Source organism: Streptomyces sp. NPDC007896 (genome assembly GCF_042959425.1).
In the GTDB taxonomy this organism is placed as follows: domain Bacteria; phylum Actinomycetota; class Actinomycetes; order Streptomycetales; family Streptomycetaceae; genus Streptomyces.
In genome coordinates, this window is the sequence record NZ_JBIBKX010000022.1 from 150,750 (window position 1) to 168,180 (window position 17,431).

Sequence of the window (17,431 nt, forward strand, 5' to 3'; positions counted from 1 at the left end):
TGGCCGGAATTTGACCAGAGGCGAGATATCCATCAGAAGGTGAGGATCGCCGGGTCACTCACACCCGCGTGACCGTTCTCGACATGTCCGGCGAACCGCCGCAAGAACCCCGCGTCCGCCGTGGACACGACGGTCAGGTCGTACCAGCGACGGCTCGCCCGCAGGTCCACCGTGTGCCGCACGGTCGCGCCCGCCCGCACCTTGAACGAACTCGGCCGCCCGCCGTAGCCGTTGGTGAGCTTGAGCTCGGCCGTGCCGGACCCCTTGTTGGTGAAGGTCAGCTCCACGTTCCCGTCGACGTGGCGCGCGGTGACCTCGGGTCCCGCGGACTTGCCGGGGCCCTTGAAGACGCGCAGGAAGCCGTTGGGGCCGTGCACCGTCAGGTCGTACGAGCCGCTGGAGTACGCCGAGTTCCAGGTGTCGGAGACGGTCTTGCCGGCCTCGGTGGTGTACGTCCAGGGGCCGTCGGTGCGGTTGCCGGAGGTGACGAAGAAGGCGGCGCCGGCCTTGGCACCCGAACCGAAGGCGAGCGTGAACTTCCCGGCCGCCGCGTCCGCCGAACCGTCCACGAGGGGCGCGTACTTGAGCGGGCGGGCCGGGCGCGAGCCGCGCTCCTGCCGGGGCAGCACGGGGTTCGCGGGCGGGGTCGGCACATAGTCGGGGTGCCGGTCGTGGTCCGGCGGCTGGTAGCCGTCGGTGTCCGGCAGTGCGACCGGCTTGGTGTCCTTGCGCGAGAAGTCGAAGGCGGCGGTGAGGTCGCCGCTGATCGCGCGCCGCCAGGGCGAGATGTTCGGCTCGTGCACGCCGAAGCGGCGCTCCATGAACCGGATGATCGAGGTGTGGTCGAGGGTCTCGGAGCAGACGAACCCGCCCTTGCTCCATGGCGAGACGACGAGCATCGGCACCCGCTGGCCGAGTCCGTACGGTCCGGCGGCACGGCTCGCGTCGCCCTTGTAGAGGTCCGGGCCGACGTCGACCGTGGACTTGCCCTGCGCGGCCGACTGCGGCGCGAACGGCGGCACGAGGTGGTCGAAGAAGCCGTCGTTCTCGTCGTAGGTGATGAACAGGGCCGTCTTCGCCCACACCTCGGGGTCGGAGGTCAGCGCGTCCAGAACCTGAGCGATGTACCAGGCGCCGTAGTTCGCGGGCCAGTTGGGATGCTCGGTGAAGGCCTCGGGCGCGACGATCCACGAGATCTTGGGCAGCTTCTTACCCTTGACGTCGGCCTTCAGCTGGTCGAAGAAGCCCTCGCCCTTGCGGGCGTCGGTGCCGGTGCGCGCCTTGTCGTAGAGCGGATCGCCGGGCTTTGCATTGCGGTACTGGTTGAAGTAGAGCAGCGAGTTGTCGCCGTAGTTGCCACGGTAGGCGTCCGGGATCCAGCCCCAGGAGCCGTTCGCGTCGAGGCCGTCACCGACGTCCTGGTAGATCTTCCAGGAGACCCCGGCCGCCTCCAGTCGCTCCGGGTACGTCGTCCAGTCGTAGCCCACCTCGTCGTTGCCGAGGACCGGGCCGCCGCCCTTGCCGTCGTTGCCCGTGTAGCCCGTCCACATGTAGTAGCGGTTCGGGTCGGTGGAGCCGATGAACGAACAGTGGTACGCGTCGCAGATGGTGAACGCGTCGGCGAGCGCGTAGTGGAACGGTATGTCCTCACGCGTCAGGTACGCCATCGTCGTCGACGACTTGGCGGGCACCCACTTGTCGTACTTGCCCGCGTTGAACGCGGCGTGCCCGTCGCTCCAGCCGTGCGGGAGGTCCTGGATGAACTGCAGGCCCAGGTTGTCGGCGGTGGGCCGGAAGGGCAGGACCTCCTTGGTGCCGTCCGACTGGTGCCAGACCGACTTGCCGCTGGGCAGCGTGGACGGGCGGGGGTCACCGAAACCGCGGACGCCTCTGAGCGAGCCGAAGTAGTGGTCGAAGGACCGGTTCTCCTGCATCAGCACGACGATGTGCTCGACGTCGTCGATCGTGCCGGACCCGTGGTGCGCGGGCAGCGCGGCGGCGCGCTCGATGCTGTTCGACAGCGCGGTGAACGCCGCGGTGCCACCGGCGAGTTGGAGGAAGCGGCGTCGGTTCACTTGAGGCATGACTGGGTGACCTCTTGTCCTGACGTGGTGCTGTGGATGGGACCTGCGCGGGGGGAGTGTTCCAAGAGGAACGAATGTCGGGGAAGACCCCGTGGCGGTGGTGTGACGCACAGGAGTCTGCGATGCGAACACCAGCGTGCGCGCTGTCCGCGCCGATGCGCGGTCTCAGGCGCCCTTGCGGAGCAGGGCGGCCCGGGCCACGGATTCAGGCGCCCCAGCGGTCCAAGACGGCACCGAGCCACGCGTTCACGCACCCTTGCGGAGCAGTGCGGTGATCTCCAGGCCGGCTTCCCGGTCCAGCCTGCCCGGGCAGTCCACGCCCAGCGCGAGGGCCAGGTCACGGCCGTGGAGGTCCACCGCGGACTCGACCAGTTCGGCGAAGGCGTCCATCGCCGACCGGCCCCGGCGCGCTCCGAGCGTCGCCAAGCCCAGCGCGATCACGGCGGACGGCCACCACCAGACGGCGACCAGCAGGTACGGCAGGCTCCAGGCGGTGAGGCGGACGGCGGCGTCGTAGGCCTCCCGCGCGGTGCGCAGTTCGGTGCGGGTGTCGGCGGACAGGACGAGCCAGAGCCGGGACCAGGCCGAGTCGAGGTCGAGCCGGTAGGCCTGGTGGACGCGCAGGTCGAGGGCGCGGACGCGGTCGCCGGTCCAGCAGGGGTGGGCGGGCTCCACCAGGGAGATCCGGTTGCGTACCGCGGCGAGCCGCGCGAGCTCGCGGACCGTGCCGGGATCCAGGGGCGGCCCCTGCTCGACGGCTCGCGCGTCCACCCGCGCGTAGGCGTCCTCGGCCGCCCGCCACCTCCCTCGGCGACGCTCGGTCAGCCGCCCGCCGAGCGGCCGTACCGGTGGGGGCCAGTGCCCCGTCCAGAGCCGCTCCACCGCCCCGCCGAGCGACTGGACGAGCAGGCCGAGTCCGGCCGAGGCGATCACCGTCGCGGAGGCCGCCAGCACCACACCGCCGGTCGACCGGCTCGCCGGATGCCCGGCCAGTTCGTCGAGCGCGCGGGTGACCCGGCCGACGTCGTACCAGTGCGCCTGGCCCAGCAGCCGCCCCGACCCGGCGACCGCGAGGAACAGCAGCCCCGAGGGGACGAGGTGGGTGAGCCAGCGCGCGGCCAGGTTCTTGCCCAACTCCGCGAGCACGGCGTTCATGACAGCCTGCGGCGGCGCATCGGCTCGCCGTACAGACGGCAGGTCTCCGGCACCGGTTGGTTCCGGGCCGGGGCCCGGCGGTCGCAGCGGTCCCCCGGGCAGACGTACGCCTCCACCACCGGGTGCCCCTCCACGGCCGCCGGGAGCCCACCGATGCCCGCGCCCCGGGTGAACGCGCGCAATCCGGTCGCCACCCCGCAGCGGCGCAGGAGTCGGTGGAGGGCGGCCTGTGGACCCGCCGGGTCGCCGCTCCCCCGCAGCGCCCCGAGGATCTCCTCCAACTCCGGCCGGCGCTCGACCGGCACAAAGCCCCTGATCTCGTCCAGCCGTGCGCAGATGTCCGACCGCACCGCCCTCGATTCGCCGTCGCCGCCGCCGGTGCGGATTTCCGCCATCCTTGCAACCTCCCTACACAGCAACCGAGTTGAGAGGATACTGGGCGATCACCGACGGTCACGGGGGGTGATGCCGATGTTCTGGCATCGACGCACGCGGGCACGGAGAGCGGAGCAGGACGGATCGGACGGACCGCGGTTCACGTTCCGGGCGATGCCGTCGGAGGCCGAGCTGCGCCGGGCGGCCGAGACGGGCTCCCCGCAGGCGCTGAACCAGTACGGCGTCAAGCTGCGGCTCGACGGGCGCCTCGAGGAGGCCGTCGAGGTACTCACCGAGGCGGCGGAACAAGGCAGCCAGGACGCCACCGCCAATCTCGCCCTGACCCTCCTCTCGCTGGGGCGCGACGACGAGGCCGCCGCATGGTTCGACCGGAACGGGCCGATGGGCGCGCTGATGGCCCGACGCATCCGCGAGAAGCGCGACGAGCGTGACGCTCCGGGCTCTCCCGGGCAGCACGGTTCCTGATGTCCGCCCCGTACGACCTGTTCGGCGCACCCGGGTACGAGCAGTTGCTCGCGGTGCTCGGCGCCGCCGAGGAGTCGCACACCCGGTACGAGCGCACCGGTCGGCTCCCGGACCTGGAACGGGCCCTGGTCCTCTTCGACGCCGTGCTCGACAGGACACAGAACATCGACCTCCGCGGCGCCGCCATGAACGGGGTCGGCACATCCCTGTGGTCCCGCTACGAACGGTTCGGCGAACCGGCCGACCTGGACGGGGCCATCACCCTGTTCCGCGAGGCCCTGGCCCCGTACGGGGCGGAGGTCACCGTCGCCACGCCCTCCTATTGGACGAACCTCTCGGGCGCGCTGCGGCTGCGGTGGCTGCGGACGCACGACGCCCGGGACCTGACCGCCTCCGTCGACGCGATCCGGACAGCCCTCGACTCGACCCCGCCCGGGGGCGCGCGACGCTCCAACCGTCTGGACAGCCTGGGTGACGCGCTGCTGAGCCTCTATCACCTGCACGGCGACTCCGCCGCGCTCGCGGAGGCCGTCGGAACCTTCCGGGCGGCCGTGGCCTGCGCCGAGCCGGGCACGCAGGAGCAGACCTGGGCCCGCTCCAACCTCGCCGAGGCGCTGCGTCTGCATCACCACCAGTCTCCCGACGGCGCCCCGGAGGCGCTCGACGAGGCGGCTGCGCTGGCGCGGGCGGTCCTCGCCGCAGTCCCGCGGCGTCATCGGCTGTATCCACGGTTCCTGTCGAACCTCGCCTCGATCCTGGCCGAGCGCCATCAGGCCCGGGCGGACCCCGCCGACCTGCGCGAGGCCGCCCGGGCCGCCCGCCGGGCGGTCGCCGCGACCCCGGCGGGGCATCCCAACCTGGTGCAGCGCAACGCGGTGCTGGCGACCGTACGGCGTCTGGAACTGATCGGCGCGGCAGATGTCGCCGCGCCCGCACCCGGGGTTCTCGACGGTGGCGGCAAACGCCGTCCGACGCGCCGCGAACGGCGGGCCGTGCGCGCATGGGTCCGGGCGACCACCGAGGCGTACGCCACCACCCCCGAAGGGCACGCGCTGCGCGGGATCGCCCTGCTGAACCACGGTTCCGCCCTGGGCACGCTGGCGGTGACCGAGGGCGATCCGCACGCCCTTGCGGCGGCGATCGACCTGTACCGGAAGGCCGCGTCCGACCCGACCATGGACGTCAGCGTCCGGGTGGGCTGCGCGCACCTGTGGGCGCTGAGCGTCATCGGCGGCGGTGAGAGCCGCTCGCCCGACGACCACGCCGCGGCCATGGAACCGTTCCGGCTCGCGGTCGAACTGCTGCCGCGCACGGCGTCGTACCGCATCGGACGCATGGACCGCGCACGCCAGTTGGGCAAATTCACGGGTCTCGCGCAGGACGCGGCGGCCTGTGCGCTGGAGCTGGCCGACCCCGAACTCGCGCTGCGGCTCCTGGAGCAGGGCCGTGGCGTGCTGCTCGCCCAAGCCCTCGACGCCCGCACGGACACCACGGACCTTCTGAGCCGGCTACCGGACGAACTCGCCGCCGAGTACGCCCGGTTGCTCCCCCAGCTGGACCGCCCCGAAGCCGCCGCCTTCATCTCGTCCGGACCGGCCGGGACCGGCGCCGGCCACCCGGCGCCCGGCACCCCGCTCGCGGGCGAGGACCGGCACGCCCTGGCCGAACGGTGGGACCGGCTCGTGGCGGCGATCCGACGCGAGCCGGGCTTCAGGGACTTCCTGCGGCTCCCCCGCACCGCCGAGATGCTCGCCGGACTCGGTGACGAGGGCCCGGTGGTGATGGTCAACATCAGCCCGCTGCGCTGCGACGCGCTCGTCCTGCGCGAGGGACGGGTGCGGTGCGTACCGCTGACAAGGCTCAGCCATGCGGAGGTGGTCCGCCGGGCCGACGCCTTCCTCGTCGCCGTCCGTACGACGGGCGACGCCACCCAGCCGTTGTCCCGCCAGCGCGACGCCCAGTCCGAGATCCGGGAGACGCTCGCCTGGCTGTGGACGGCGGTGGCCGAACCGGTCCTGGACGCGCTCGGGCGCCGCGCCGACGACGGGCCCGGCGGGGAGTCCCCGGGACGGATGTGGTGGATCCCCACCGGTCCGCTGACCGCCCTGCCCCTGCACGCGGCCGGGCGCCACGAGAACGACCGGGACAACCTGCTCGACCGTGCCGTCAGCTCGTACGCCCCGACCGTCAACAGCCTCGTCCACGCCCGGCGCCGCCAGACCGCACGACCGGACCGGCGGCCGACCGCCCCCACGGCCCCGCTGGTGGTCGCCGTGCCGGCGCCGCCGGGCGCGGGGCTCGTGCCGCTGGAGGGCGCGCGGGCGGAGGCCGCCCTGCTGGCCGCGCGACCGGGCGCCCGTCTGCTCCTGGACGAGCAGGCGGTACGCCGGACCGTGCTCGACGCGCTCCCCCACCACCCCTGGGTGCACTTCGCCTGCCACGCCGTCGCCGCCGACGACGGGGCCGCGACCGGCCAGGTCCTGCTGCACGACCACGACACCACCCCGCTCACCCTCACCGACATCGCCCGGCTCCGGCTCCCGGCCGCGGAGTTGGCATACCTCTCGGCGTGCGAGACCACCCGCGGCCGCGGCGAGTACGCCGACGAGGCGCTGCACATCACCGGCGCCTTCCACATGGCCGGCTTCATCCACGTCATCGGCACCCTCTGGGCCGTCGACGACGACACCTCCCAAGAACTGGCCGACCACTTCTACTCGGCCTTCGCACCCCGACACCCCTTCCCCGTCCATACGGCATACGCCCTGCACACCGCGGTACACGCCCTCCGGGACGCCGACGAGGGCTACCGCCTGAACCCGAGCCTGTGGGCGCCGTACATCCATGTGGGGCCCTAGGCGTATCGGCCCGAAGCACGCGTGAAGATTCTCCGCGGCCGAAGGTGCAGCCGGGTTCCCAGAGCGATGCCGAACTCACACGGCCCGGTACTGGAGGTCGGGCACGGTCGAGGGGGCGGGCACGGGCGCACGGGGCGGCGGCGAGGGCTGAGGGGCGCTGGTGCGCAAGGCGGACATGCGCCGCTCCTCCTGGTGCGTGCCGGGGCGCCCGGCGGCCGTCCATGCGGCGTACTCCTGGCGCACGTAGAGGCGGCGGCTGCGGTCGAGCGTGATCGCGTCGGGGTGGTGCGGGCCGGCCACCAGGCCGGGATGACGGCGGTCGTAGAGCACGAGTTGTTCGGCGGTTTGTGCGGCGGCGCCGTCCGGGCCGGGGCCGGGGCCGGCCAGGGCCATTCGGTCCATGAGAGCAGCCCTACGCAGCAGCCAGGCGCGTTCGGCGGCCGTCGCGTCGACCGGCGGGCCGGTGACGGTCCGGACTTGGCGGCCGTCGCGTTCGGCTCCGAGGGCGAGCACCTGATGCATCTCGCGGCGCAGGTCGGGGGCGTTCGCGTACGCCTCGTGCGCAGGCGGCGCGTCGATGGCCTCTGCGGTATTCGGGGTGACCCTCATGCTCACACCTCCGCCGGTACACCGAGGCCGCAGCGTTTGCAGAGCACCGTGTCCTGGTCGGGGTCGCCGTGGTCGAGGACCGACAGGTTCGCCGGGGAGGGCACGAGCACCTGCGCCGGGCCCGGGCAACGGTCGATGGGGCACGGCCTATGGGTCGCGAAGGCCCACGCGGTGGGGCCATCGGGTGATCCGGGGCCGGTCATGCCGAGCAACTCAGGCAGGCGCGGACTTCGCGTCCGCCGCGCGTCTGGTGGACCTCGGTCGACTGTGCGAGGTGCTGCACGATGCCGGTGCCGCGGCCGTGTTCGTCCGGGGCGATGTCGGGGCGAACGTGCTCCACGGCCGTTCCGGAGTCACTGACCACTATGTGCAAAGTGCCGTCGTCGAGGACGAGCAGCAGAGTCATGCGCTCGCGTCCGTACTGGGCGGCGTTGGCGGCGAGTTCGTCGACAATGAGAACGGCGGAGTCCCGTTCGCTCGCGGGAACACTCCAGGTCTCCAGCAGATCGGCCGCGAAGTGACGAACGGCGGAGACGTGCACCTCCTGCGCGGGCAGGGTGAGCAGCGCCTGGTGACTGCAGTGCCGGGTGGACAGCGAGCTCGGGCGGGGGGAATCGGTTACAAACATGATCATCTGGCTCTTCCGTGGATGTGCGGAGACCGGAAAGTGGAGAACCGCCAATGACTTCGAGGGGCGGTCGGTAGGCCGGATCCTGCAGGGGAGCGCTCATTCAGTTCCACGGGCGGCGCATGCCGAACGGTTCGGGTTGTTCACGCCTTTTGCTCAACTTCTTGCGAGTCAGGTCAATGCCGATGGCCGGGCCGAGCTCACTCGCCTCGGCCAGGCCCTTCTGAACCTCCGGACGCCGTCACCGGCCATCCGGAGGGCGTGCACGTCTGTCGGGGCACTCACGCATCAAGTGCGGCTGAGGACCGGCCCGTTTCGCGGGAGCCGACAGTCAGGGCGATCGGCTCCCGGGAGCCGTCGGGCACGTCCCGAGTAGGACCGGGGCGCCGCCTTCGACCTCCTCCGGGCGGAGGTTGAGGAGAACGCCACAGACCCCCACAGCCGAGCCCACCCACACACAGCCGGCGCGCCTTCCTCCAGGCACACCGTGAGGAGTCGGCCGGATACGCAGAGAGCCCGCCCGACGCGTCGTCGGGCGGGCTCCACGCCCCTCACGCCTGCATCGTGACCAGCTTCTGACCGTTGCCTGCGACGATCTCGAAGTGCTCGATGGCTTCCGGAGACATGGCAACCGCCCCTGGGATCGTGGTGCCGGGAGGGTACTCGCCTGCCCGCCAGGTGGCGCCGTCCGCCCTGGCCCCGCCGGGCCCGACCGCCTGCAGCCGGCAGGTGATTCCGGCGGGCGCCCCCCTGGCGGAGACCTGCAGGACACTGCCCCAGGCAGAGGGTGAGACCTTCACCGAGGCGGTTACGCCGGTGGCGGGATCGCTTCCGGAGAAGGTACGCCAGGCAGTAGGCGCGGTCGGCCCAGGCGGTGTCGCCTGACTGCCCACCGTTCCGACAGCCGCCAGCCATGTGCCGCCGACCGCTGCCGCGATGAACGTCAGGGAGGCGGCGGCACCGGCCAGTTGCAGACGCCAGGTCCTGCGGCGCCGGGCCGCGGCCTGCTGGAGCAGCCTCTCCAGCACACCCGCCTGCTGCACCGCAGGCACGGTGGGCCGTGCAGGCGAGGAGCCCTGAGCGCTCTCGGCCGCCCGCGCCACCAGCCGGTCGACCAGGTCCTCACCGGCCGCCGGCACCGTCTGGCCCGCAGCTTCGGCTGCGGTCACCGTCGCCAGCAGCGCGGGCAGTCCCGCCAGTTGGGCGTGTTCCGCCCGGCACTCGGCGCATTCCGCGAGGTGGGCGCGCGCTTGTTCCATTTCCGCCGGGGGCAGCGTGCCCAGGACGTATCCTCCCAGCACCACCCTGAGGACGTCGTGCTCCGCGCTCATGTTCGCCACCTCCTGCATGCCACGGTCATGGCTCGATGCCCCGTTCCAGCAGCGCCAGCCGCAGGGCGTGCAGTGCGTAGTACGTCCGCGATTTCACGGTGCCCAGCGGGATGCCCAGCACCCGGGCGGCCTCCGCCATGGTCCGGCCCCGGTAGTAGGTCTCCAGCAGGATCGCGCGATGGTCCGGGGACAGCGTCCGGATGGCATCGGCCACCGCCCAGCTCTGCAGTGCCTTCTCGATCTCGTCCTCGCCAGATACCTGCTCGGCGGCTCGCTCCAGCGCCTCGCCACCGGCCTCGGCCGGTCTGGCCTTCCGGGCCCGGTGGGCGTCGATGACCAGGTGCCGGGCCACGGTACACAGCCATGCCCGGGCCGGGCCGCGTGCCGGTTCGAACGCGGCCGGATGCTGCCACGCTCGCAGCAGCGTCTCCTGCACGACATCCTCCGCCCATTGCCAGTCTCCTGAGGTCAGTCGCAGCACGTAGTGGAACAGGGGGCCTGCGTGCTCCGCGTACAGAGTGCGCAGCAGTTCCTCGTCTGCGGTCGAAAGGGTCCCTTTACCAGAGACACGGTGCGCGGAGTCATCCGGATCGGTCCTTTGATCACGTTTTCGGGAACTCCAGGGCATAAGTCGATCATCGCGCATATGTATTGCTTTGTCGTGTAACGCGTGGCGTGGTGACAGCGACACTCTGTGAGCGCTGCGGGCGGCACGCCCCTGCCGGGTCCGACGACACCGCCAAGACCACGCGAGCGGAGCACCTGGGGCCGGCCGATCTACGAAGATCATCAAGAATCATCATAAAAAGTGCATATCTACCGAACCGAGCGCCCTCGCCGCCCGTGGAACCGGACAAGAGCCGATTTACGCGGCACTCCTCCTCCATCCGTCAAAGGCACGCGGCCGTGACGCGGCATCCACCACACATCACTGCGGTGGCGTGCGCTCAGCGGGCACATGCCCCCGTCTCTGCCTGATCAGCGAGGAACGAACACCATGCACCTGAACTTTCGTACACCAAGTCGGCGATCACGCGCCGCGGCCGGGCTGGCCGTCGCCACCGCCTGCGCGTTGGGGCTCCTCGGCGCATGCGGCCAGTCGTCGCATTCCTCGTCCACCGGAACCGGCGCCATCACACCCGGAGCAGGTCAGCACCAGGTGGCCGGGATGCCCGGTGCCGTCGGACCGGGGGATACGGCGAGCTCCGCTCCCGGCACCTCGCCGATGCCCAGCATGAGCATGCCCATGAGCCCCCCGAGCACGGGCGCGGCTGCCGCGCCGGTGGCCGGGGACGCCGTGGCGATCAAGAACTTCGCGTTCGCCCCGGCCACACTCAAGGTCAAAGTGGGCACGACGGTGACCTGGACCAATCAGGACACCGACGCCCACACGGTCACCAGCACGGGTTCGGGCGGCCCGTTGCAATCGCCAGCCCTGAACACCCACGCAACCTACAGCTACACGTTCACCAAGCCCGGCACCTATTCCTACCTCTGCACCATCCATCCGTTCATGACCGCCACCGTGGAGGTGACCCGATGACCGGCTACTACGACAGTCACGACAGCGCACCGGCCGACGATACCGAGCAGCCCACCACGGAGCACGGTATGTCCCGGCGCCAACTCATGCGCCACGCGGGGTGGTTCGGCGGCGCCGTGGTGCTGACCGTGGCCAGTGGAGAGGTGATCAGCCACATCGCCGACTCCCGGGAGACCAACTCCATGGCCGCCGCCGGCGCCACCGCGGCGGCGAACGGCTCGCTGCGGTTCGTGCAGGTCTCCGACAGCCATATCGGGTTCCATGGCCCGGCGAACACGGACGTGGTCGGCTCATTCACCGAAGCGATCAACCAGGTCAACTCGCTCGGATTCAGGCCCGACTTCGTCATGCACAGCGGCGACCTGACCCACCTGTCCACGGCCGGCCAGTTCGACCAGGTCAAGCAGATGCTGACCGGTATGCAGACAGACCGTGTCTTCACCGTACCGGGCGAGCACGACTCCATCGGCGATGCAGGCCGCGCCTACCGGAAGACCTTCGGCATGGGCACGCTCGGCGATGGCTGGTACAGCTTCGACACCCACGGTGTGCACTTCATCGCCCTGGTCAACACCCTGAGCCTGGAGAAGCTCGGCCATCTCGGCAACGACCAGATCGACTTCGTCCGCAAGGACATCGCCGGACTGTCGTCGGACACCCCCATCGTGGTCTTCAGCCACATCCCGCTGTTCGCCATGTACCCGAAGTGGGGCTGGAGCACCGATGACGCCCTCAAGATCATCGCCCTCCTGCGCCGCTTCTCCTCCGTCACCTGTCTCAACGGGCACGTCCACCAGCTGTTCACCAAGACAGACGGCAACATCACCTTCCACTCCGCCACCACCACCGCCTACCCCCTGCCCAAACCGGGCCGTGGCCCCGCTCCCACTCCGCAGGTCGTCCCCGCCCGGCAGCTCAAGGACGCACTCGGCATCCGCACCGTCGGCTACCGCCAGGGCGACCGCGAACTGGCCGTCAAGGATCAGAGGCTGGCATGAACACCCAAAGACTCCTTGCCCCCACCCTGCGATCGGCGAGCGCCGCCGCCCTCGCCGCCGGCGGATACATACACGCCCAGCTCTACGTCGACGAGTACCGCTTCATCCACATCATCGGTCCGCTGTTCCTGCTCCAGGCCAGCGTCTCCTTCGCCCTCGCCGCCCTGCTGCTGATGGGGACACCACCCCTGCTTCTGAGGGCCGCCGCAGCCGGCGTCACGCTCGGCGCCCTCGCCGGCTTCGCCGCCTCACGCACCGTGGGCGTCTTCGGATTCACCGAACGCGGCCTGCAGCCTGCCCCACAAGCCCTCCTCAGCCTCCTCACCGAAACCGGCACGCTGCTGCTCCTCTCGATCTGGCAGATGACCGTGACAAGACAACACCGCGCCGCCCGAACACCCGTCAGGACACCCCTCCGGGAGCGGGCCACCAACTGAACCACCACGGCCAAGCCGCTCGGGATGGCCCGGTTGGATGGCCCAGAACCAAGGAGTATCCCCATGCACCTGGAACCGCGCCCAGGAACCGCCCGGTCGAGCCCGCACCTCCGCGAACTGAAGGATGCCGTGCGCGCCCTGCTCGGGCTGGACGACGACACCGCCGTCATAATCCGCCAACTCACCTGCAGCGAAGTCGGCCGCCCACCGCTGGCAACCGTCGTCGCCGTGATGCCGATGGACGGCGAGGTCCACCGCTGGACACTTCACCGCCCCGCCGACCAGATCACCGAGAACTACCTGAGGGCCGCCCTGCTCCACCACGGACCGAGCTGACCAGAACAACCGAACGGCTTCCTCGGCCCTGGGACCTCGCACCTGAACAGCCGTTTCGCGGAAGCCCTTCCGCCTGGCAGAAGCCGCCTTGCCGAGTGGCCGCAAGCGTCACGACCCTGAATCCAACCACGGCACGCGGGGCGAGTGCGCCCCGCTCTCAGGGACGGGAACGCCATGCCTCACATGACCGCCTTCGCCAGGAACCAGTGGTACAGCTAGCGCACCTTTCTGACCTGCGCTTGTGTGGGGGCGATGAGGCTGTGACCTGCTAGGACGGGTTGCAGAGGCGTTCGGAGGCAGTCAGAGGAAATCGCTCTGATTCGACCCCGGTTCGACCCGGGTCGCTCGGAGGCAGTCAGAGGCAGCGACCTCTGCAACTGGGCTCCGGGGGACCTGAGTTGGCCGGTGTGGATCACGTGTGTGCGACTCTGGCGGTGCTCTGTTTCGATCTCGGTCGAGCTGCGATGGGGATGCCTGCCTCCGCTCGGTCCGGGCTTACGAGGGCTTCCAGGACGGCCATCCTGGGGACCTTGCCGGCGCCGATGGAGGTCGGTTCCGGATGCCACCCATGGTTTTAGCGGGCCTGGGTGGCGTCCACGTCTTTGCGAGACGACCCCACCGTGGCAGACAGCACCCATCACGCCCTCTCTCAACGAAACTCCACCGCATTCCGCGGCATTGTCAGCCACGCCCAACTGCCGTCGGCCGCAACCGATCTCATTCTGCTCGGCGACCTCACCGGCCGCTACGCCACCGGCAGTTACAGCCGACTCGCCTCCGACGGGCGGACCGTGATCCCGCGCGGGGACCGCCAGGGCGCAGCCGAGCACGGCCACCGGATCACCGCGGCCATCGCCTGCCACGTCGCCCGCGCCGGCGGCAGCATCGACCAGCTCACCCAACTCCTGCTGCACCCCGAGCACGAAGGCGGACGGCACACTCGCGGCATCGCGCTGCGCTCCGGGCAATCGCGCGCCCTGGACTACATCCGCCGGGTCTGGAACAGCGCTTCCAAGACGATCAGCACCACCATCGCGCTGAGCTCCCGGCACTACGCGTACGAGGTCCTCGCGTCACTGCGCGACCGGATCGAGACGACACCGTGGCGTGGTGAGCGAGGACGGACCGCGCTGCGGGTGCTGCGGGCACACCTGAACTTCGCCGAGATCGCGGGCGGCCCCCTGCACCACGCCAGTGAGCGGCAGACCGCCGAAGAAGCTGGCATCTCCCGCACGACGCTGCGAGCCGTCTATGAGACCGTCCTCAAGCCCCACGGCTGGCTGCGCCGACTGCGGGTCGGCCACGGCCGCGAAGGCTCGACCTGGTACCTGGACGCTCGGCCGTCTCGTTTCCGGACCACTCAGTACCCCCCCGACCCGGCACTTGAGGAATGGCCCACCCCTGAGACGGCCACGACGGCCGACATCGACTCCACCGTCCTCGGCCGTCTGATGGGCCACGACGCCTTCGCCCACCACGGCCTCGGCAGCTCCGCCCTCGTGATCATCAGTGCTCTGCACCAGCGCCCGGACCAGACCATCGGCGAGCTCGTCGGTACCTCCTCGGTCCCCCGCGCAACCACCTACCGGACCCTCAAACGCCTCGCCGACCACGGCCTCGTCCAGCACACCGGAGAAACCTGGGCCCTCGCGCCTCGTGCTCTGGAGGGCTTCGGTGACAGCCTCCAAGACCCGGACACCGGCCACACCGCAGCGCCGGCACAGGGCTGGGACATGATCGCCGAGCAGCACGGCACCAGTGGCGTCGCGGCCCATCGCAAAGCTCTGTACACGGCCGAGCGGGCGGCCTACCAGGAGGCACTGGACCGGATTGCGGAGCACCGCAGCAGGGCTCTCGTCGTCGTCCGCGACGGCAACCCAGTCCTGGTCCCAACGCCGCGCCCTGACGAGATCCCACCCACGTGGCACACCCCCGACGGGCGGGTCCTCGACCCGGTCACAGGCCATCCGGCCGCCGACTGGCGGGTCGCCACCGACGGCCGCCTGATCCTCATCACGCCCGCAGACCAGCGCAGTTACGACGAGCTGGCCGCTGCCCATGCCGAAGCCCTCAGCGAATGGGAGTCCGTCGCATGAACCCACGTCCCCCACTCACCTCCGACGCGAGCGAGGCGGTGACGCCCCGGGCCCTGCGCGAGCAGTACGAGTCCGGTGCCACGGTCGACGAACTCGTCGCCGCCAGCGGCCTGTCCTACGGCACCGTCCTCAACCGGCTGCACGACGCCGGGACCGTGATGCGCACGTCGTGGCAGACCCGCAGGATGCGCCAGGACCCACAAGCCCGCAAGCGACTCGCAGCCCACCTGCGCACTCTCTACGAGCAGCACGGCGCGACCCTCACCGAACTCGCGGCAGGCGCCGGAGAGACGAGACGTGCTGCCCGGCGCCTGCTGATCGAGGCCGGCGGCACCGTGCGCACCACCCAGCAGACTCTGCGGATGCGCGCCGCAGCGCGGGCCGCCGAACGGCACAAGCTCGCGCTGTCCCTGCGCGCCCGGTACGAGGCCGGAGCCACGGTGCCGGAACTCGCCAGGGAGCACAGCTACTCCGTCGCCACCGTCTACCGGCTCCTGCACCAAGCAGGCACCCCCATGCGGCCCCAACACCGCCACGGCCCCACTCGCCGTGAAAGGGAACGGCCATGAGCACACCCGACGGCGCTCTCCATCGCTCCGCCCACCGAATTCCTCAGCTGCGCCGCCTGTCCGAAGGCCATCCCGGCTGCAGCCACGGCGCGCGGGCACCTCCCCTGTCCGCACGCCGACGTGCCTACCGAACAGCTCCGCACGAGACAACACCCCTTCCCGATTCAGGAGATCAAGCACACGTGAACGAGAACACCCGTCACAAGACGCTGGCCGCAGCCACAGAACACGTCTGGGACGCGTTCGTGATCGTCGTCGGCATGCTCAAGGGCGGCACCGGCAAGACCACCTCGGCCTGGTTCATCGCCCTCTACTACGCCGTCGTCCTCGGCCTGCCCACGTTGCTGCTGGACGCCGACGCCACCAGCCAGTCCGCCTACGACTGGTTCAAGGTCGCCCAGGCCGCCGGCTTCGAGATCCCGGCCAACTTGGTTGTCGAGCGGTACCCGTTCGACGACATCGCCGAGTACATCCGCGCCAAGCGCGCCGAGTTCGGCGCGATCGTGGTCGACGCCGGCGGCGGCAGCGCCCGCATCTTCCACGAGGCTGTCACCGAGGCGAACCTGCTGCTCGTGCCGGTCGCCCCCACCAAGATCGAGCGCCGCAAGCTCGTGGCCACCTTCGACGAGGCCGAGCGCGCCGCCGCACGCAACGAGCACGGCGTCACCGCCCACGTCGTGTTGGTCAAGGCCGACGACCGCACCAGCCTGCCCAGCCGGGCAAAGGACCAACTCCTCGACCCTGACCAGGGCGAGGGCATCGGCCCGGACCGCGACGAGGCGTTCCCGCTCGCCGAGACCACCATCCACTCCTGGGTGTACTACATGGAGGCCTTCGGCGAGATCCCGACCGAGCTGAGCGAGTACGCCGAGCTGATGAAGGAACTCACCGCATGAGCGAGCGCATGAAGCCCCCAGCCCGCCGCACCGGTCGCACCCTCGGCGGGGCCAAGAAGACAACCCCGCCGCCCCCTCCCCCAGCCGCCGAGCTCACCCCCGAGCAGTTCGCCGCCGAACAGGCCGCTGCCCCGGGCGAAGGCCGTCCCGCTGTCGGCGAGCCGCAGGCTCAGCCCGCACCTTCCGCCGTTCTCGTCGAGAAGGCGGCGCAGGGCCGGACCGGCGCGGTACCCGAAGTGGCACAGGTCTCCGTGCAGCCGAATGCCGAGACGCCGAGCGGCCCCGTGCCGGAGCCGGCCGTAAGTCAGTCGGTTCGCCCGGACGTCGTCGCCCCTGCGGCGGGGACAGGGACCAGTGGCGAGCCGGTGGAGCGGCAGATGCCGCCTGTGGTCCCGGCTGCCGAGCCTGGACCACAGGCGGTCCAGCCCACGCAGCCGACCGAACCTGTTGCACAGCATGGCCCGTCGCCTGTCACGTCCGCGGCTTCCGGTGCGGCTCCGGCAGCCGAGGTGGCCATTCGCCCGGCCGCTCCTACGGTCCCAGGCGGTACCGCTTTCCCGGTGAGGACCGATGGCCCGGGATCACATCAGGAGCGATACGTGCAACCGGAGGCAGCACCCAGCGAGGGAACACCGTGGGCTCACGGCCCCGGCCGCCCCAAGGACATCCCCGAGACGGCCGTCATCCTCAACCAGCGCATCATCACGCGCGAGAGCCTCGACTCATCGGTCCCCGCCGCACTGAAGCTTAAGAAGCGCATCAAGCGCTTCGCGCTCGACAACGAACTCGACCACCTGCCCATCGGCGACATCGTCTCGGTCGCCCTGGACGAATGGCTCACCGCACGCGGCTTCTGACGCGGCGTACATCTCCCAGGGTGTCCGCGAACGCTCTCGTTCGCGGACACCCGTCCCACCGACTATTCCACTAGTCGACTAGGGGGTGTCCGACGGGTCGCTCGGAGGTGCCATCACTACCGAGCTGCAAGACGAGCTCGCCTCTAGGCACCTGGGGAAGGTTCAATGCCGGA

General features: G+C 70.7%; 18 protein-coding genes. 10 read left to right on the plus strand and 8 right to left on the minus strand.

All coding sequences use genetic code 11. The features are described from left to right. Positions 1–32: 32 nt before the first annotated feature. The 3 genes from ACFZDJ_RS46580 to ACFZDJ_RS46590 form a co-directional block, all read right to left on the minus strand. A complete protein-coding gene (locus ACFZDJ_RS46580) occupies positions 33–2,084 on the minus strand; it encodes a phosphocholine-specific phospholipase C (RefSeq protein WP_391068509.1) in 2,052 nt (683 codons plus the stop codon). 246 nt (positions 2,085–2,330) lie between these two features. Beyond that, a complete protein-coding gene (locus ACFZDJ_RS46585) occupies positions 2,331–3,239 on the minus strand; it encodes a hypothetical protein (RefSeq protein ID WP_391068512.1) in 909 nt (302 codons plus the stop codon). After that, positions 3,236–3,634 carry a hypothetical protein gene (locus ACFZDJ_RS46590; RefSeq protein ID WP_391068515.1) on the minus strand — a complete coding sequence of 133 codons (399 nt, stop codon included), beginning with the start codon at positions 3,632–3,634 and terminating at the stop codon, positions 3,236–3,238. The genes ACFZDJ_RS46585 and ACFZDJ_RS46590 overlap by 4 nt, the downstream gene beginning before the upstream one ends. A 154-nt stretch (positions 3,635–3,788) precedes the next feature. Between ACFZDJ_RS46590 and ACFZDJ_RS46595 the strand changes: the two genes are divergently transcribed. Together ACFZDJ_RS46595 and ACFZDJ_RS46600 are read left to right on the plus strand one after the other, a co-directional pair. Beyond that, the gene (locus ACFZDJ_RS46595; protein ID WP_099944492.1) at positions 3,789–4,100 is read left to right on the plus strand and encodes a hypothetical protein; all 312 of its coding nucleotides are present in this window, start codon (positions 3,789–3,791) and stop codon (positions 4,098–4,100) included. Beyond that, positions 4,100–6,958 (plus strand): CHAT domain-containing protein, encoded by a 2,859-nt coding sequence (locus tag ACFZDJ_RS46600; RefSeq protein WP_391068517.1) that lies wholly within the window; start codon positions 4,100–4,102, stop codon positions 6,956–6,958. Before ACFZDJ_RS46595 ends, ACFZDJ_RS46600 begins: the two co-directional genes overlap by 1 nt. Positions 6,959–7,033: 75 nt before the next feature. Here the strand turns inward: ACFZDJ_RS46600 and ACFZDJ_RS46605 are convergent, their stop codons facing one another. The 5 genes from ACFZDJ_RS46605 to ACFZDJ_RS46625 form a co-directional block, all read right to left on the minus strand. Beyond that, entirely contained in the window at positions 7,034–7,567 is a 534-nt protein-coding gene (locus tag ACFZDJ_RS46605; RefSeq protein WP_391068520.1) for a hypothetical protein, read from the minus strand. Positions 7,568–7,766: 199 nt separating this feature from the next. After that, the gene (locus ACFZDJ_RS46610; RefSeq protein WP_390928971.1) at positions 7,767–8,201 is read right to left on the minus strand and encodes an ATP-binding protein; all 435 of its coding nucleotides are present in this window, start codon (positions 8,199–8,201) and stop codon (positions 7,767–7,769) included. 545 nt (positions 8,202–8,746) lie between these two features. Then, complete coding sequence (locus ACFZDJ_RS46615; protein ID WP_390928972.1) at positions 8,747–9,526, minus strand: zf-HC2 domain-containing protein; 780 nt, start codon at positions 9,524–9,526, stop codon at positions 8,747–8,749. A gap of 25 nt (positions 9,527–9,551) precedes the next feature. Beyond that, positions 9,552–10,154, minus strand: coding sequence for a sigma-70 family RNA polymerase sigma factor (locus ACFZDJ_RS46620; protein ID WP_390928974.1), 603 nt, complete (start codon positions 10,152–10,154; stop codon positions 9,552–9,554). Positions 10,155–10,675: 521 nt separating this feature from the next. Then, on the minus strand, positions 10,676–10,834 hold the full coding sequence (locus ACFZDJ_RS46625) for a hypothetical protein (RefSeq protein ID WP_391068523.1): 159 nt from the start codon (positions 10,832–10,834) through the stop codon (positions 10,676–10,678). On the opposite strand from ACFZDJ_RS46625, the gene ACFZDJ_RS46630 reads away from it, so the two are divergent. The 8 genes from ACFZDJ_RS46630 to ACFZDJ_RS46665 all read left to right on the plus strand — a co-directional run bounded on the left by ACFZDJ_RS46630 (position 10,824) and on the right by ACFZDJ_RS46665 (position 17,258). Then, the gene (locus ACFZDJ_RS46630) at positions 10,824–11,069 is read left to right on the plus strand and encodes a plastocyanin/azurin family copper-binding protein (protein ID WP_391068526.1); all 246 of its coding nucleotides are present in this window, start codon (positions 10,824–10,826) and stop codon (positions 11,067–11,069) included. The genes ACFZDJ_RS46625 and ACFZDJ_RS46630 overlap by 11 nt on opposite strands. After that, positions 11,066–12,067, plus strand: a complete 1,002-nt coding sequence (locus tag ACFZDJ_RS46635) for a metallophosphoesterase (RefSeq protein ID WP_391068529.1) — start codon at positions 11,066–11,068, stop codon at positions 12,065–12,067. The genes ACFZDJ_RS46630 and ACFZDJ_RS46635 overlap by 4 nt, the downstream gene beginning before the upstream one ends. Then, a complete protein-coding gene (locus ACFZDJ_RS46640) occupies positions 12,064–12,504 on the plus strand; it encodes a hypothetical protein (protein WP_391068532.1) in 441 nt (146 codons plus the stop codon). Before ACFZDJ_RS46635 ends, ACFZDJ_RS46640 begins: the two co-directional genes overlap by 4 nt. A 63-nt stretch (positions 12,505–12,567) precedes the next feature. Then, complete coding sequence (locus ACFZDJ_RS46645; protein WP_391068534.1) at positions 12,568–12,840, plus strand: hypothetical protein; 273 nt, start codon at positions 12,568–12,570, stop codon at positions 12,838–12,840. A 620-nt stretch (positions 12,841–13,460) separates the two neighbouring features. Continuing rightward, positions 13,461–14,936, plus strand: coding sequence for a helix-turn-helix domain-containing protein (locus ACFZDJ_RS46650; protein ID WP_390928984.1), 1,476 nt, complete (start codon positions 13,461–13,463; stop codon positions 14,934–14,936). After that, entirely contained in the window at positions 14,933–15,505 is a 573-nt protein-coding gene (locus ACFZDJ_RS46655; RefSeq protein ID WP_390928986.1) for a helix-turn-helix domain-containing protein, read from the plus strand. Before ACFZDJ_RS46650 ends, ACFZDJ_RS46655 begins: the two co-directional genes overlap by 4 nt. Before the next feature lie 182 nt (positions 15,506–15,687). Further along, entirely contained in the window at positions 15,688–16,401 is a 714-nt protein-coding gene (locus ACFZDJ_RS46660; protein WP_390928988.1) for a ParA family protein, read from the plus strand. 599 nt (positions 16,402–17,000) lie between these two features. Next, positions 17,001–17,258, plus strand: coding sequence for a hypothetical protein (locus ACFZDJ_RS46665; RefSeq protein ID WP_319648249.1), 258 nt, complete (start codon positions 17,001–17,003; stop codon positions 17,256–17,258). Positions 17,259–17,431: the final 173 nt, after the last annotated feature.